A 16,579-nucleotide genomic window follows, 5' to 3' on the forward strand; every position below is an offset into this window, starting at 1 on the left:
GTCCAATATACTTTAAAACTTATGCAAAGAAGGTACCTATACTATAATAGATACCTTCCTGTCTGATTCCTATTTTCGAACTACTTTTTCTTTACTGGGAAGCATACTTCTGTCACCAGCTCCTCAGGATCCGATGTCTGCCCCGGGCTGACATGATAGATACAGAATGACTTACCGTCAAAGTCATATCCATTCTCTACCACCCAGTTCGCTACCGCCTCGTTCACTCTCGGAATCTGCTCGTAGCTGCCTTTGTAAGTAGCAGATGCGATCTGGATGGGAGGTACTGTCTTAAACCTCACGTGCTCAGTATCCTGATATTCCCCGGCCACATTGATCTGAATCTCCACGTCCGGGTCATGCTCCTTATGCTCTTCATCATGAAAAACAGCCATTCCATAGCACGGAGATGCCTGCTGCACCTTCTGCGGTTCCAGTTCCCGGTTCATCATCTCCCACAGCATTCCCTCACAGTCATATGCTGGAATTACCTGACGCACACTTGCTACATATCTCTCCGGTATTGTCTTTAATGTTACATTATAATCCATAAGATTACCATCCTTTCTCAGCCATTTCAATGTACTGTCAAGAAGTGTAAGCTTCTGTCTGACCGCCTCAGCTTCTGTCTCCAATTCCCTTCTTTTTACACGAAGAAAGCGCTCCATCTCCGCTGTGTCTTCGTATTTATCAATGATTTCTTTGATTACAGAAAGACCGAATCCCAGACTCTTTAGTGTCTGTATCCGTCCTGCCAGAGGAAGTTGGTCTTCACTGTAGTAACGGTATCCCGTAAAATCATCTACACTGTCTGGATGAAGAAGACCTATCTCATCATAGTGCCGGAGCATACGGATACTGATTCTTGACAGTTTTGAAAAATCTCCAATTCTTAACATTTGTTCCACCTCACATATGTGTTTATTTCTGAGCTCAATTATACTGTAGAGTATACCATAGTGAGAGAGTCAATACCTGAATTAAAAGTTCGGAAAATATATCCCATGTTTACCCCATATCTATAAACTTGTGGATAAAAATCATCTTTTTGATTGACGTTGTACACCAATAGCAATACTATATAAGTGAAAGGCGGTGATTATATGGCTACAACACCAACTCAAATCCGAATTGATGCAGACCTTAAGAAACAAGTAACTGATTTGTTTAACGACCTCGGTCTTGATCTCTCCCTGCTAGATGAAGTTGTTGATACTCTGCGTCAGGGCAGACAGCTTGATGAGAAGTATCGAGATCATAGATTAAGTGGTAAATTTCAAGGATTCCGTGAATGTCATATTAAACCAGACTGGCCTTTGGTTTATTTGATTGAAAATGACATATTGACTCTCACTCTCGTGGACACTGGAACACATGCAGACATCTTTAGAATGTAATGAAGGGCAGATACCTTTTTAAGGTACTGCCCCTTCCAGATTGCTTTATGCTTTACTCTATTTATTTCTGCTTTACCGGAATCCAGAGTTCACAATAATAATTCTCATCCAGCGTTCCTTTTTCATACTTAGATGGATCTTCATAATACTCTACGCAGTATCCCGCCGCAAGTTCATACTCTTTGAGTGACGGAAGCCATTCTGAAAAAATCTTGATATTCACATCCTGCAGTGCCTCTGGCATCGCGCCTTTACATGGGAATACTGCCCATGTAAACTCCGGAATGATTCTGGTCACAAAACCTTCCGGGATCTCTTTTGCCGGATCGTATAGATCTGCAATCAGATACTCAAATTTATTCTGCCCCATCTCCTCATCAATATTAATTCCGAACATGCCCATGACAGTCTGTCCTTTGCCCTCTTTATAATGTTCCTGCCAGAACGGTGGTATAGCGTCCTTCGCTCCTTCATAAGAAAATTCCTTTGCATTTGCAATTACCGTGAACGCTTCCTTTTTTACAATTTTGTAGTCCATAAGATATCCTCCATCTAATGATATTCTGATTTTGAGCGGTGCGAATGATTTCAGCATCGTCTCGTGTCTTCTCAGCTGTGAGGGGGTCACTCCATGGAATCTGGTAAATGCCTTTGTAAAGCTGTCCGGGGAATCATATCCATACTTGAGGGCAATATCTATCACCTTGTCATCACCGGTAGCCAGATCATTGCCGGCCAGAGCCAGCCGCCGGTTACGGATGTATTCTCCGAGTGTGAATCCGCAGAGCATTGCAAATCCTTTCTGGAAATAGAAAGGAGAGAGATTGACTTCCCCTGCTATCTGATCCGCAGACAGTTCCTCTGTGATATGATCCTCAATGTATTGAATTGCTTTCCCTATTGACTCCATCCATTCCATGAACCCTTACCTCCTTCGCTGTATCTACAGTCTATCATCAGAAAATGGACTTCTCCCGTCATTTTCTGTTCAGATTTGTCTTTTATAGAAACAGCATAATTAGTATACCCTTTATTGCCAGCATACACAAGTAACGGCGGATATTCGGAATTGACTTATTTTATGAGAGTAATAATTCCATTTGTTTTAAATAGTGGCCGGGATTTGTAAGGTAAATGTAAGGTAGAGAGAAAGTAGGCGTAAGGAAGGACATGTAAGATGAAATTATCAAGAAAGGAGAGATCATATGACAGATATTATTATAACACAACACTTAACTAAAAGTTATAAGAATTTTAAGGCCGTTGATGACATCACACTGCACATTCGAAAAGGAAGCATTTATGGTTTTTTAGGTCCAAACGGTGCAGGTAAATCTACAACCATGAAAATGCTTTTAGGTTTAACAGCCCCTACCAAAGGAAATTTCATGATCGATAATATGACATTTCCAGCAGACCGTGTAAATATTTTAAAAAAGATAGGTTCTTTCATTGAATCTCCCTCATTTTATCCAAATTTAACTGGTCGGGAAAATTTAGATATTATCCGTAGAATTTTGGAACTTCCTGCTTCTTCTGTTGATGAAGCCCTAGATTTAGTTGGTTTATCAGAATTTGGTAATCGACTTGCCAAAAAATATTCTTTAGGTATGAAACAACGATTAGGTTTAGCTTCGGCATTGATTGGCGAACCTCCTATTTTAATTTTGGACGAGCCAACAAATGGTCTAGATCCATCTGGAATCCATGAAATTAGAAATCTCATTAAATCTTTGCCGAAAAGATATGATTGTACTATCCTTATTTCCTCACATATGCTTTCAGAAATTGAGTTAATTGCTGATGATATCGGTATTTTAAATCATGGAAAGCTTCTTTATGAAGGCAGTTTAGAGGATTTAAGAAATTCTGCAAGAAAAGCTGGCTTTGAAGCAGATAATTTAGAAGAAATGTTCTTGACAATGATCGATAAAGATAATGCTTTAAGGAAACAGAGGGCGAAACTATGAAGAGTTTTAAAGTGGAATTAAAAAAATGTAAACGTTCTGGTGTTCTTGAGCTGCTTCCGATGATAGGGATCTTAGGGGCTTTATACGCTCTTGCAAATTTCATTATAAGAAAAAATACTTTACTTAATTTGCCCCTTCCACCTATGGTCGTATTATTAACGCAAATATATGGGATGATTATGGTTTTAAATATGTTTGGTATTATCGTTGCTACTACATTAACTTATAATATTGAGTTTCGAGGAAATGCAATTAAGAAGATATATATGCTTCCGTTTAAAACCTCTAGCGTATTCTCATCAAAATTTTTAATATTATTTGTGTTGTTAGCATTATGTATTGTTTTGCAAAATTCTGCTTTAGCAATTATTGGAAATATCTATCTTCCTACTGGAACCTTTGAACTAAGCACTTTATTAAAATATACTGGCTATATATTTATAACGTCTTTACCAGTGCTATCGTTTATGTTGCTTATATCATCTCGTTGTGAAAATATTTGGTATTCTTTAGGAATTGGTGTAGCTGGCTTTTTCAGTGGTATGGCAATGGCATTAAGTGATACATCTATTTTTCTTATGAACCCATTTGTTTTGATGACGAAACCAGCAGTAGCCTCAAATTTAAACATGGATATGAATGTTATCATTATTGCTTTAATCGAAACAGTTATCTTTTATGTAATAGGTTGGGCAATCAGTAAGAATCGACATTATGAATAGGAGGACTGCTTATGTCAATTTTAGAACTAACAAAAATTGAATTTAAAAAAGTCAAAAGGTCCAAGATATTTCCTTTGCTTTTCATTCCCCCAATGTTGGTGGTGATTTCAGGTGTTTATAGTTTGAGTATGTATATGACCCCTGAATATACAAATGCCTGGAAAGCAATGTTTATTCAAAGCGCACTATTGTTTGGATATTATCTATTACCTTTTACAATGGTAGTCGTCTGTGTAATGATTTCTAATAGAGAAATTCAAAACAATGGAATTTTGAAAATGTTGGCTTTACCAATCGAAAAAGGGAAACTTGCGTTAACTAAGTTCTTCGTTTTATTAACCTTTTTGATGATTGAATTATCTGTTTTCTTTATCACATTTATCGTAGCAGGAGTTATCGCCACAACAGTCATGAATGTTACAGAAACAATACCAGTTATGTACTTATTATCATGGACATTGAAATTGTTCCTAACAACTATTCCAAGCATTTCATTGATGTGGGCAATCACTGTATTCTTTGAAAAGCCATTATTATCAATCGGACTTAATTTATTACTAATCATTCCAGGAGTGCTTGTTGCAAATACTCCTGTATGGTTTTGCTATCCATACTGTTACAGTGGTTATATGGTATCAGATGCGTTGCACACCATTACAACACAGGGTGCAGAAATAAGCTCTAGCTTGCAATTATTCCCATTCATTCCGTGTGCAATCATATTGACTTGTATATCTCTAGTGGCAGCAGTTAAACAATTTGGAAGAAAAGAAACAAAATAGGAGGAGGTATATCATGAAAAAATCGACATTAAGTATTACAGCATTTGTGCTTTCATTATTTCCGTTTATAACATTACTGAGTTCAATCTTAAATATTAAAATAGAAGGAAATTTACAGACAGGATTTGTTGTATTCAATATCATTTCAATTCTATCAGCTATTATTCTTTCTATTATACAAGTGAAAGACAAGAGAAAAAGAGATGTTTTTTCTATTCTAGCACTATGTATCAGTTCTGTATTAGGGGTGTTGATGATCGGAATTTCTATATTTGGTATTCTTGCAACTTTTGGGTAAAAGAAAAACCGTAACTTATTGGGATCACATCAAAGTGAACTGACAAGTTACGGTTTATTATTCTCATTTATCGTACCTTCACAGGCCGCATCCATTTTACTATACTACAGAATTGCTTCCTTCTTCTCAAGGATTGCTTCCACCGCCGCACATGCCGGGCAATCACAGTACTTTGCACCTGCTGCCTTGATTTCTTTTGCGTGGGCAGCTACCTCTTTTGCCTTCTCAGCTCCGAATACCTGTGCACCTGCTTCTGAATCTGCAAAAGCGATCAGCCCATCGATCGGCATGATATCCTCTTCCAATTCCGCAATCAGATTCTTAGCCGCCTCTGCCTCATTCTCTGTTCCAAGGGCATCCAGCCAGCTCTGTGCCGCTGCTTTCGCATCTGCGCAGCAGGACGCTGCATTCATCAATTCCTTTACTTTCTCAACAACGAACTCTTTTGCATTTTCACTCATCTTTCTTATCCTCTCTTTTCATGTATTTGGAAATTCAAGACAACTGCTTCCTATGTAAAATTGTACTATACCGCCACAGTTTTGTAAAGAAATGCGGGGAAAACAAAGTTTTGATGCAAAGTTTGGATCACCATACTGGATTACCATGTTCCAGGTAACTTTAATTCTATTTTTTGAACCATTCCTTCATCGTATCCAGTACCTGTATCAGTTCGTCCTCTTTTATGATATAAGGAACCATTGCATAGAGATAATTCAAAAACGGTCTTGCGAATACGCCTCTTTGATAAGCGTACTCCTGATACCCTTTTAAATCTTCCCTGTTCTTGACTTCCACGCAGACACATCCACCCATCATACGTACGTCGGCTATCCTGTCATCCTGAAATCCTTCCATCTCACGCCGGGTGACCGCCTCTATTTTTCTGATTTTCTCCATATAATTCTCTGTTTCAAACAGCTCTATGGATTTTTGCGCCACACTGCATGCCAGCGCATTTCCCATGAAGGTAGGACCATGCATCAGTGCTTTTTCCGGATCATCATCATAAAATCCTCTGTAAACCTTCTCATTTGCGATCGTCGCAGCATGCCCGATATATCCACCCGTCAGGGCTTTTCCAAGGACCAGGATGTCGGGCAGGACCAGATCAGCCACAAAGCGGTTGCCAGTCCTTCCGAATCCGGTCGCTACTTCGTCAAAAATCAGCAGTACACCGTACTGATCGCATAATTCACGTGCACGCTTAAGGAAGGACACATCATACATACGCATCCCGCCCGCTCCCTGCAGCAGCGGCTCCACCAGCATACAGTTCAGTTTATCATGATATTTTTCAAATGCTTCTTCAAGTGCCTGGATTTCAGTTGGGATATTCACCACATATTTTTTCTCACCAAATGCCTCCAGGACAAAGTGGTAATCTTCATCATCGCCGACTTCCATCGTTTTAAAGGTATCCCCATGATAAGAATGTGTCAACGATAAGGTCATCGTCCTCTGCCTGTCTCCCTGGTTCATGTAATACTGCAAAGCCATCTTTAAAGCCACCTCAACAGCTACACTTCCGGAATCTGAGAAAAAGCAGTAGTTCAGATCTCCAGGCAGCCATTCGGCCAGTTTGTCTGAAAGCCGCTGCACAGGTTCATGTGTCAATCCTCCGAGCATGACATGGGAAAAAATATCCGCCTGCTCTTTGATCGCCTGTGTCAGGACCGGGTGTTTGTATCCATGGATCACACTCCACCAGGAAGATACTGAGTCGATCATCTGATTGTCTTTTGTATACAGATATACGCCCTTAGCATCTACTATTTTATAGGGATCTTTCATCGTTTTCATTTGTTCATACGGATACCATATCATGCTTCTTTCACCTCAAACAATCTGTCTAATTCTTCCATACTGATTTTAAGTTCCTTATCCCCTTCTTTTACACAAGCGATTACAGGGATACCTGTCATCGCTTCACACATCCTGAGATTATCCTCCTCCATCACATCTGACGGATGAAAATGATTCAGGATGATCCCGTGTACAGGAAGATTTCTTGCTTTCATATATTCTACTGTCAGCACCATCGCATTGATCGTCCCCAGCCCTGCATCTGCAACGATCAGGCTTGGCAGATCCAGTTCACGGATCACATCTTCAAGCTGGATCTTTTCATGGTCAAAATCAATAGGGCACAGGATTCCGCCGCTGCCCTCCATGACCACATAATCATACTTCCCGCAGACCGTGGCGAATCCGTCTTTCACGGTGCTCATTTTTACCGGATTCCCTTCTAATCTGGATGCAAGATGCGGAGAGTAGGCGTGTTCATAAATGTACGGGCACATCTCGTCAAGCGGCTGTGCAATCCCTGATGTCTGCTTTACAAACACGGCATCTCCGGGAATCAGTTTCCCGTCTTCGTCTCTTTCATTTCCACTCATCGCTGCCTTATAATATGCCGCATTCTGACCGCAGTCCTTGAGTTTTTTCAGCAGCAGCCCTGCCACATAAGTCTTTCCTATATCCGTTCCCGTACCTGTAATAAATAATGTCTTAGTCATTTAGAAGTTTCACCTCAAATCCCAATCTCGTTAACAGTTCCATATCTGTTTCCATATTAATTCCTGCAGTAGTCAGCATATCCCCCGATATCGCTGCATTAGCTCCACTTTTGAAGCACGCCTCACCTTGATCACCCAGCAGTCCTCTTCCGCCTGCCAGACGGATGGATGCATCCGGAATGAGGAAACGGAAGACAGCCACACAGCGGCAGACCTCCTCATTCGTTAACACCCTGCGGTGTTCAAATGGTGTTCCCGGAATCGGGTTCAGCACATTGACCGGGATGGATTTTACTCCAAGTTCTCTTGCTGTCAGGACCATATCGATGCGGTCCTCCATCGTCTCCCCCAGTCCCAGGATTCCGCCGGAGCAGACCGAAAGCCCCGTACGTTTCGCAGCCTTGAGCGTCTCAAGCTTGTCCTGATAGGAATGTGTCGTACAGATTTCCTTAAAAAACCGTTCTGAAGTCTCCAGGTTGCAGTGTGCTCTTGTCCCTCCCGCTTCATAAATCTTTCGGAACTGCTCTTCTTTTAAGAGCCCAAATGATACACAGACCTCGATTCCGACCTCTTCCCGGATCGCCCGTATGCTTTCACAGACCTGATCCACTTCCCGGTCTGACAGTGCCCTGCCGGAAGTCACGATGGAATAGCGCAGCACATTCTGCTCTTTATTATGTCTCGCCTCTTCAACCAGCTCCTTTGTAGAAAGCAGCGGATAGGAATCGGAACATGCCGTCTGATAATGTACACTCTGCGCACAGTATTTACAGTCCTCAGAACATTTCCCGCACTTTCCATTCACAATGGTACAGATATCAAATCCATTCTGGCAGACCCTCTGCCTGATTTCATCTGCCGCACCGGTCAATTCCTCCAGCGGTGCCCCTGTCAGGCGGATTGCATCCTCCCGTGTGATCCACTCTCCGGATAATACTTTCTGTTTCATTTCTTCAACGACTGTCATCTTATCTTACCCCTCTCTGATTCAATCTCAGGCTGTGCAGTGCAGGTCTCACCCGTTTATATAAGAACGCCGCCAGAATACACAGGCAGATATCCCCCGGTACAGCCAGCGCGAAACAATAGAAAAACAGCGGCCGCAGACCGATTGGAGTATCGATTACAAAATTACAAATAAAATAGTAGTAGGCCATTCCCACTCCATACACAATCAGCAGTCCTGTAAAATTTGCCGCCAGGACCCGCTTCATCTGGAACTTTTCCATATGTTCCGTCATCCTTCCTGTGACATATGCAGCAATGATAAAGCCGATTATGTACCCAAAACTCGGCTTAGCCAGATACCAGATTCCGCCTCCTTCCGTAAAGATAGGAAGTCCGGCAAGTCCTAAAACTGCATAGAGCAACACGCTCATGCCGCCTAATTCCCCGCCCAGCAGCAGCCCCGCCATCATTGTGAATAGAAACTGCAGTGTAAACGGAACCACTGGAACCGGAACCCGGATAAACGCCCCGACTGCAATCAGCACCGTAAACATCGCACACATTGTCATATCTCTCACGTTTACATTTCTCATCATTTGTTAACCTCTTTTTCATTTTTTGTTTACAATCAACTTTATCTGATTCTTTCTGGATTGTCAACCCATTTATTGTTCATGGTTTACATTTAATCAGCTTTGATTTCTCCTGTTTATGAATAGAACCTTCCTTATGACATCGTGACATCAAAAAAGACGCCTGCTGTATTCTGACAGACGCCTTCTTTCGATTTACTCTATAAAATTTTTGCAAGCACATCAAAGAGTACCGTAAAAAGCAGGGCCGGGAGCATATTTCCAACTCTGAACCGCTTACCGAATGCAAGATTCACCCCAACACAGAAGACCAGCACAATCCCCGCATCCAGGACCGCCTTGGCCGCAAGCATGGAATAATCACCGCGCATCCCGTCCTCCAGAGCGCCTACGATCGCCATGGCGCCTACACAAATGACAAGTGAAGCCGAGACAAAGCCCTCCACGAACTGGCTGTCATTCTTTCCGCCCACCTTCCTGCGGAGCCATTCCCCGAAATGGTCCATCCACTTCTCTATCTGAATCCACTCGCCCAGAAGCGCACCTGCGACCAGTGAGCCGATCAGCAGCATCGTCCCGGATGTTTCCAGAGCCCCATTTTCTACACTGAACATGCCTTTCAGTGCACCAGATAGTCCGATAAAAATCGTACAGACCCCAAGCGCCTGCATCATGATCTCCTGATATCTTTTCTTTAAGCCGCCTTTTAATAGGATTCCAAGACCTCCGCCCAGAATCACGGCCGCCACATTAATAACCGTACCAAATCCCCTCATGTCTTTCCTCTTGTCATAAATATTTGCCCATAAGCATCTTCCCAGATTTCACAGCTCAAAGAAGATTCTTTAAGCAGTGCAGCCAAAATTTTATCACTATTATAAAATAGAATACTCTTCCTGTCTAATCATAATTTTGAATATACAACATTCATTTTTCGAATACCTCTGATTCCATTTTGTATCCTCAGAAAACAGAATACCGCCATCTGATCATCACCACGCAAATACTTTTACATTTGTAAAACTTTTCCGCTTATGCTATAATTCTTAATGAGGTGAAAAAAATGATCAACAAAAATACAACAAACCCTGCAGCGCTGCGTTCCAGGACAGCACTGGCCAGGGCACTGGTCCTGCTGCTTCTTGAGCGTCCGTTAAAAGACATCACGATTGAAGATATTACCAGCAGCGCAGGCCTGTCAAGACAGACCTTTTACACAAATTTCAGTCAGAAAGAGGACATCCTGGAACACTCGCTTAATGAACTCTTTTCTATGCTTACAAAGGAGCTCCATCCCCTGCCGGATACAATGTGCGGGATGCTGACAGCCTATTTCCAGTTCTGGAGCGGACATAAGAAATTCCTGTCCGTACTGTTTGATAATGAGCTCTCTTATCTTTTTGCAACCAACAACGTGTATCTCTTCCGAAATGAATTTTCATCCTATGCCCAAAAAGGAAACCCATCGCAAGAAGAAATCCCCTATCTGGAAAGTTATCTTGCCGGCCTGACTTTCCAACTGCTCCGCACCTGGCAGCAAAATGCCTGGCTGGAGGATACAGAACTGATCGTGCAGATTGCATGCCGGCTTTTGAAGGGAGAGTTTTTTAATGGAAAAGAATAACGGAAACCGGAAACTGATTATCGGAATTATCATCATCGGAGCCTTCATCAGCTCCTTGAACCAGACAGTCATGACAGCGTCACTGCCCAGGATTATGACAGAATTCGGGATTACCGCAGGAATCGGGCAATGGCTTACCACAGGCTATCTGCTGTTTATGGGAGTCATGATCCCGTGCACCGGATATCTCATGGAACATTTTTCTTCCAAAAAGCTGTATCTGGTATCTGTCTCCCTGTTTTTCGTAGGCTGCGCGGCTGCCGCATTTTCGCCCAACGTGTATCTGCTCCTCCTTGCCCGTGTGGTACAGGCACTTGGCGCCGGAATTCTTCTTCCACTTCCCCAGGTCGTGGCGTTTCGACTGTATCGGCCAGAAGAACGTGGTGCAATTATGGGCATCGTGGGACTCACAACCGGGTTCGCACCGGCCTTTGGTCCTACCTTTGCAGGCTGGGTCGCAGACGCCTTCGGATGGCGCAGTATATTTTATATCATGTGCGTCTTGGCTGCCTTTGGAATCATTCTGGCCTTGCTCAAGCTTCCTGATGAAAAAATGCATTCAGACGGGAAACTGGACATGCTCTCAGTCGTTATGTCAACCATCGGGTTCTGCGGCCTTTTGACCGGTGTGTCCAATCAGGGGAATTATGGGTTTTCCTCCCCGCTTACCTTCGGACCGCTTCTGATCGGAATCGTATGTGTAGCACTGTTTGCCATCCGCCAGCTTCGGCTTTCGACTCCTCTTTTGGAATTGAGGATCTTTAAAAACAGGAATTTTACCCTGGGTACAGTCCTGCTGATCTTTGCCTATGGCTCCATGCTCTCCGTTTCTACCCTGCTGCCCATTTATATCCAGAATTTACGGCACTACTCTGCCACCATATCCGGTCTGGTCCTGCTGCCAGGTGCACTTTTCCTGGCCATTTTAAATCCCTTATGCGGCAGGATACTTGACAAAAAGGGGCCCTACCTCTTGTCACTGGCAGGACTTGTCCTTCTTGGCGGCGCTACATTCAGTCTTTCGTTTATCGGTACTAAGACGCCCCTTATCATGATTATCATCATCTATGCATTCCGTATGCTTGGCGTTGTAGCCCTTCTGCAGCCTCTGCAGACCTGGTCTGTCAATTCTGTGGAATCTAAATTTGTAGCACATGGAACCGCTCTGATGAATACCGTGCGCCAGGTCGGCGGCTCCATTATCAGCGCACTTCTCGTAGCCGTCATGTCCGCATCTGCAAAAACAGGCGGAGATATGAAAGGAATCCAGACTTCCTTTCTGGTAACTTCTGTTATCGTACTGGCTTCTCTTATCGCCTGTGCCGTTTTAATGCGCCCCCGAAAAGCTGCCGCTGTGGTAACTGCCGAAAGCAGCAGCACTGCTGAGTCCGCCGCTCCTTCCATGCAGGGAATGTCGTCAAAGCAGGCTCCACATATCATCATCACGATTGCCAGGGAATATGGAAGCGGAGGCCGGGAAATCGGGCTGAAAGCTGCACAAGCCCTTGGAATTCCCTTTTATGACAGGGAACTGATCGCCATGGAGGCGCGGGTATGCGGCCTGCCCGATGATTATGTAGAAACTACGGATGAGAGAATCTCCCTTCGCAATACTGCATGGGACTGGGCCGCACAGAGCTATGGTGTCTTTGAAACCCATCTTTTTGATACCGGGAATCTCAGTGAGGCAGACCGCCTCTACCATGCACAACAGCGGGTCATCCAGCAGATTGCACAGAAGGGTTCCTGCGTCATTATCGGCAGGTGCGCAGACTATATCCTGAGAGATGAGCCCGGATGTCTGCGCATCTTCATCTGCTCTGACCCAACCCAGAAACGCAGACGCATAGAAAAGGAATATGGAATTGTACCTGAAAAGGCTGATGCGGTAATGAAACGCAAAGACAGTGAAAGGGCCTTCCACCATAAGCGCTACACCGGGCAGACATGGGGCCGCCCTTCCAACTACCATATGGTGCTGAACAGCACGCTTTTGGGAATCGACGGATGTGTAAGACTCATCCTGGAAGGAGTACATCAATCATAACTGGATCAGGACGGATCTAAAAACTGGCTGCTGCAAAATGTGATTTCACTTTGCAGCAGCCAGTTTTCATGCAGATGACACGTGGCATATATCCCGACTTTCCAAAGACATTCTAAGAGACAGGAGAAATCCTGCAATACCTTGAAAGCGGCACAGATCAGCTTAAGTCTGCCGCATCAAACACAGGTGCATCCGCACGTCCGGCAATCAGTTTCCTGTGGGCATGGCGGATCTTCTCCTGATACTCGGCCAGAATTTCCGGGAACATTTTCCATTTCTCCAGCGATGCATTCTGCGTCAGCTTTTCCTCCAGCAGATAAACCTGTACCATCAGATTATAGTATAATTGAGAATCCATCTGCTGTTTGCGGCAGATTTTTGCAAGCAGCTCTGTCAGGGATGTATATTTTCTCCACAACTGCATCGTAGCCTGCGCCCTGCTGTATGGGAAAATCAGGCAGTTTACCAGATATCCTGCCAGGACGCCCACCAGGATATACCCGATCCTGATCAGGAACATTCCCCCTACCTGTTCAAATCCAAACGCTCCCATAAACACGGCACCGCCAAGGGCTCCGATGGTAGAGCAGGCGAAGGTCTGTGCATAGTCTGTAAAATAGAAGGATAAATATCCGGAAATCATCATGGCTGCGGTTCTGCCTGCCAGAGAAGGAACCAGGGAATAAATGAGTACGGATGCCAGGCCTCCTGCAAGGGTCGCCAGCACACGCTTTTTTATTTTTACAGGCACATCGTCTGCATAGGGCAGAGATACCGAAGCCAGGGTAAAGAGCAGCCATTTCCCGTGAGGAAGCGCCAGAGTCTGCACCAGCAGAGTCACCAGGGATAGAAGCAGTGCCACACGGACTGCATAGACAACCCGGACAGTACTGAAATCCAGAGCGGTCTCCAGACGCAGTTTCATGGAGAGAGCCGTCTTTTTATAATGGGTCTTATTCTTCGGGTCTGACATGTGAAGAAGTCTGTCACGGGTATAAAGAAGGGCGTGATAAAAGAGCCGTACCACTTTCTTCTCTTCATATCCTGCAAACACTGTTTCATCCACAGGCGGAAGACTTTCCGTCTCTGCCTGAAGGAAAGCCTCATATATCTTAAGCTGTCCTGAAACATACTCAAGAATCGCTTTTTCCTGTGCCGACAGCTCTTCCGGCAGTTCCTGGATGAGAATCAGCATATGCTCTAGCCCCCGGCCAGCCGCAATCATGGAAAAACTGGCATCCGAGATACTCAGCACATTCTTCCTGCGTTCATACACGGTATGGGAAAGACGGCACAGCAGCTTCCGGATTCTACCGGTATCCGGCTGATCCACAGTCCCTTCCAATCTACAGGAAGCTGCCCCGCATACATCATCAATCATTTCCGTAAGGACATCTCTGGCAGTTTCCACCACTCTTTTTCTTCCCATAAACCATTGATAAAGGATAATAGAAAGTGCTCCCACCAGCATGGTAATGATTCGTCTGGGCAGCCCAGATGCGTCGACTGGCGAAATAAACACAAGGAACAGGTAGGACAATATGTACGGAAAATACAAATGATTGGAATATTCATAAGTAAATGCATACAAAATGAGCAGTAATGTGATAAAATTGACACAGAGCGACCATGGCGCAGACAACATGCCCACCAGAAAGGCGGCAACTGCCATCCATACAAGGACAAGTGCCTGGATGAGGAAATGCCTGAACGGTGTGGCTGTGAGGTCACGTGCCATAGAAGCCGACATCATAATGGTAAAAATGACGCCGACTATGGAATTTTCAGGTCCGAAGATGAATTGGAATACATTTACATACAGGATAATAAAAAGAAAGTTTAACGTACCAAAGCGAAAGTTATGACGGACCACTTTGGGAATTTTTAAGTTTATGTGTTTCATTGAATCGACTGCCTCCTTTAGTCTGCAGCACAGCTGCGTGCCTGCCGCCGGCTTTTATAAAAACGGTCCCCGGGCAGGCTAAATTAGTATTATAAATACGATAGTCATATTTTATTTACTAATTTATTACGATAGCATTTTCAAAATCATTTGTCAATGGAGAGAAAAAATGACGGGAAAAATTTATGAGAAAAAAACGACGGGAAAAATTTCGGAAAATTTTGTGAAGAACCTGTTGGGAGTCATGCCCAACTGGCATGCCAAGCTGGTGCGCCCTTTTAAAGATACCCTGAACAGGGAGATGAGCCTGGAGACTTATTACTGTCTGCAGACATTGAGAATGAACGGCACTATGACCATGAAGCAGCTTGCCCAGCAGCTGAAGGTCCCGAAGCAGCAGGTAACCAAGCTGATTGATACACTCAGCACCCATCAGTTTGTAGAGAGAGTGAATAATGAAGAGGACCGCAGGTCCATCCGAATCCGCCTCACCCCCAAGGCGGTCTCCTATCTGGATAAATATTATCTGAAGAATACAGGGTTCATCCAGATGCTGGAGGAACAGCTGACTATGGAAGAGCTGATGCAGTTGAATGATGCGATGGAAGTATTGGATAGGATTCTGCCAAAATTAAAATAGGCAGAATCCTATCCCCAAGACATGGTGTATTCTAGTTCCCCCGTTTCACCATCTACACTTTGTGAGGTAACTGAAAATCCCTCTCCCAAATAAAATTCAACTGCACGTCTATTCTTTTGATAGACATGCAGCTCCAGAACAGGATGAATACTCTTAACATGATTTAACAACTGATGTCCTATTCCAAACGAGCGACAGTTTCGATCCACGAAAATTCCTGCAAGGTAATCGTCTATCATACCAACAAAGCCCTGTATTTTACCGTCTGTTTCATATACATAAATATCTGCCTGTAAAATCTGTTTCTGTACCAATGGATAGTTAGATATCCAATAGTCCTTTGGCACAAAATCGTGGGCCTCTATATTTCCCTCCAGCCAAATCTGCATGATCTGATATATCTCATTCTGTTGTATATCATTCTGCTCAATTTTTCTTACCATTTTTTCTCTCCTCCAATACCACAATCTGTTAGCAGCTCTTAAAGCTATCATCCCTTTATCAAATTTAATGCTTCACCGAAATCCTTTAACAAGGAGCAAAGCTATTTCCTGAACTTCCGTTCTTCCTCTCCATTCATGATGCGCCTTAACCCGTGCCGGTGCTTATAAATCATAATCGCCAGGGACACCAGCATTAATCCTGCAGCTGTATTATTTTCCGTGAATAAGGCAGCAGGAACCGCAAGCAGTGCGATCAGCACCGCACCAAGCGGAAGATACCCGGAAACAAGTGTAACGATGCCTCCGGCAACACAGCACAAAGTTCCCCACAGCGGCATGAACACGACCAGCCAGGTGCAGGTAACCGCCACGCCCTTTCCTCCCCGGAATTTATTCCATATCGGGAAATTATGCCCCAGAAGTGTTCCGAATCCGCTCCATAGTATGACATCTCTTTTTAAGACATCTCCGGCTATCAGCCAGGAAATTACAAATGCCAGTACAGTTTTGAGAAAATCCCCGCCCAGTACGATAAAACCTTGCTTTTTCCCGACAGTTGCCATAATATTCGCCATACCCGGATTTCCGCTTCCAATCTGGGCTGCATGCTTTCCTGTATATTTTCTTGCAACCACCTCTGCGGTCAAAAAATTGCCGAAGCAGTATCCGATGAACAGGCATAGATATTTCATA

19 protein-coding genes are annotated in these 16,579 nt (G+C 43.9%); 8 read left to right on the forward strand and 11 right to left on the reverse strand.

Annotation, left to right across the window (positions count from 1 at the left end):
* Positions 1–80: 80 nt before the first annotated feature.
* Positions 81–899 (reverse strand): MerR family transcriptional regulator, encoded by an 819-nt coding sequence (locus HGO97_RS04040; RefSeq protein ID WP_216239692.1) that lies wholly within the window; start codon positions 897–899, stop codon positions 81–83.
* A gap of 204 nt (positions 900–1,103) precedes the next feature.
* Between HGO97_RS04040 and HGO97_RS04045 the strand changes: the two genes are divergently transcribed.
* On the forward strand, positions 1,104–1,397 hold the full coding sequence (locus tag HGO97_RS04045) for a type II toxin-antitoxin system YafQ family toxin (protein WP_216239699.1): 294 nt from the start codon (positions 1,104–1,106) through the stop codon (positions 1,395–1,397).
* 61 nt (positions 1,398–1,458) lie between these two features.
* On the opposite strand, the gene HGO97_RS04050 is transcribed toward HGO97_RS04045, so the two are convergent.
* Entirely contained in the window at positions 1,459–2,316 is an 858-nt protein-coding gene (locus tag HGO97_RS04050) for an AraC family transcriptional regulator (RefSeq protein WP_216239708.1), read from the reverse strand.
* 286 nt (positions 2,317–2,602) lie between these two features.
* Here HGO97_RS04050 and HGO97_RS04055 point away from each other — a divergent pair, with 286 nt between their 5' ends.
* From HGO97_RS04055 to HGO97_RS04070, 4 genes are read left to right on the forward strand one after another with little or no spacing between them, the layout of a single operon-like run.
* Positions 2,603–3,367, forward strand: coding sequence for an ABC transporter ATP-binding protein (locus HGO97_RS04055; protein ID WP_216239711.1), 765 nt, complete (start codon positions 2,603–2,605; stop codon positions 3,365–3,367).
* A complete protein-coding gene (locus HGO97_RS04060; protein WP_216239714.1) occupies positions 3,364–4,089 on the forward strand; it encodes an ABC transporter permease in 726 nt (241 codons plus the stop codon). The genes HGO97_RS04055 and HGO97_RS04060 overlap by 4 nt, the downstream gene beginning before the upstream one ends.
* Before the next feature lie 11 nt (positions 4,090–4,100).
* Positions 4,101–4,871, forward strand: coding sequence for an ABC transporter permease (locus HGO97_RS04065; RefSeq protein ID WP_216239715.1), 771 nt, complete (start codon positions 4,101–4,103; stop codon positions 4,869–4,871).
* A gap of 13 nt (positions 4,872–4,884) precedes the next feature.
* Positions 4,885–5,169, forward strand: a complete 285-nt coding sequence (locus HGO97_RS04070; RefSeq protein ID WP_216239717.1) for a hypothetical protein — start codon at positions 4,885–4,887, stop codon at positions 5,167–5,169.
* 104 nt (positions 5,170–5,273) lie between these two features.
* Here the strand turns inward: HGO97_RS04070 and HGO97_RS04075 are convergent, their stop codons facing one another.
* The 6 genes from HGO97_RS04075 to HGO97_RS04100 all read right to left on the reverse strand — a co-directional run bounded on the left by HGO97_RS04075 (position 5,274) and on the right by HGO97_RS04100 (position 10,005).
* Positions 5,274–5,630 carry a molecular chaperone Hsp90 gene (locus HGO97_RS04075; RefSeq protein ID WP_216239718.1) on the reverse strand — a complete coding sequence of 119 codons (357 nt, stop codon included), beginning with the start codon at positions 5,628–5,630 and terminating at the stop codon, positions 5,274–5,276.
* 166 nt (positions 5,631–5,796) lie between these two features.
* Positions 5,797–6,996, reverse strand: coding sequence for an adenosylmethionine--8-amino-7-oxononanoate transaminase (gene bioA / locus HGO97_RS04080; protein WP_216239720.1), 1,200 nt, complete (start codon positions 6,994–6,996; stop codon positions 5,797–5,799).
* Complete coding sequence (gene bioD / locus HGO97_RS04085) at positions 6,993–7,688, reverse strand: dethiobiotin synthase (RefSeq protein WP_216239723.1); 696 nt, start codon at positions 7,686–7,688, stop codon at positions 6,993–6,995. The genes bioA and bioD overlap by 4 nt, the downstream gene beginning before the upstream one ends.
* A complete protein-coding gene (gene bioB, locus HGO97_RS04090; RefSeq protein WP_216239725.1) occupies positions 7,681–8,655 on the reverse strand; it encodes a biotin synthase BioB in 975 nt (324 codons plus the stop codon). The genes bioD and bioB overlap by 8 nt, the downstream gene beginning before the upstream one ends.
* A 1-nt stretch (position 8,656) precedes the next feature.
* The gene (locus tag HGO97_RS04095; protein WP_216239727.1) at positions 8,657–9,232 is read right to left on the reverse strand and encodes a biotin transporter BioY; all 576 of its coding nucleotides are present in this window, start codon (positions 9,230–9,232) and stop codon (positions 8,657–8,659) included.
* A 197-nt stretch (positions 9,233–9,429) separates the two neighbouring features.
* The gene (locus tag HGO97_RS04100) at positions 9,430–10,005 is read right to left on the reverse strand and encodes a DUF554 domain-containing protein (RefSeq protein ID WP_216239729.1); all 576 of its coding nucleotides are present in this window, start codon (positions 10,003–10,005) and stop codon (positions 9,430–9,432) included.
* Positions 10,006–10,292: 287 nt separating this feature from the next.
* Here HGO97_RS04100 and HGO97_RS04105 point away from each other — a divergent pair, with 287 nt between their 5' ends.
* A complete protein-coding gene (locus HGO97_RS04105; protein ID WP_216239731.1) occupies positions 10,293–10,853 on the forward strand; it encodes a TetR/AcrR family transcriptional regulator in 561 nt (186 codons plus the stop codon).
* A complete protein-coding gene (locus tag HGO97_RS04110) occupies positions 10,840–12,900 on the forward strand; it encodes a DHA2 family efflux MFS transporter permease subunit (RefSeq protein WP_216239733.1) in 2,061 nt (686 codons plus the stop codon). The genes HGO97_RS04105 and HGO97_RS04110 overlap by 14 nt, the downstream gene beginning before the upstream one ends.
* A gap of 157 nt (positions 12,901–13,057) precedes the next feature.
* On the opposite strand, the gene HGO97_RS04115 is transcribed toward HGO97_RS04110, so the two are convergent.
* The gene (locus HGO97_RS04115; RefSeq protein ID WP_216239735.1) at positions 13,058–14,803 is read right to left on the reverse strand and encodes an FUSC family protein; all 1,746 of its coding nucleotides are present in this window, start codon (positions 14,801–14,803) and stop codon (positions 13,058–13,060) included.
* 169 nt (positions 14,804–14,972) lie between these two features.
* On the opposite strand from HGO97_RS04115, the gene HGO97_RS04120 reads away from it, so the two are divergent.
* On the forward strand, positions 14,973–15,443 hold the full coding sequence (locus HGO97_RS04120; protein ID WP_216239737.1) for a MarR family winged helix-turn-helix transcriptional regulator: 471 nt from the start codon (positions 14,973–14,975) through the stop codon (positions 15,441–15,443).
* 8 nt (positions 15,444–15,451) lie between these two features.
* On the opposite strand, the gene HGO97_RS04125 is transcribed toward HGO97_RS04120, so the two are convergent.
* Both HGO97_RS04125 and HGO97_RS04130 read right to left on the reverse strand, forming a co-directional pair.
* Positions 15,452–15,886, reverse strand: coding sequence for a GNAT family N-acetyltransferase (locus HGO97_RS04125; RefSeq protein WP_216239740.1), 435 nt, complete (start codon positions 15,884–15,886; stop codon positions 15,452–15,454).
* Positions 15,887–15,987: 101 nt separating this feature from the next.
* Complete coding sequence (locus HGO97_RS04130) at positions 15,988–16,578, reverse strand: glycerol-3-phosphate acyltransferase (protein ID WP_216239742.1); 591 nt, start codon at positions 16,576–16,578, stop codon at positions 15,988–15,990.
* Position 16,579: the final 1 nt, after the last annotated feature.

Origin of the sequence: Faecalicatena faecalis (genome assembly GCF_012524165.2) — a bacterium.
Taxonomy (GTDB): domain Bacteria; phylum Bacillota; class Clostridia; order Lachnospirales; family Lachnospiraceae; genus Faecalicatena_A; species Faecalicatena_A faecalis.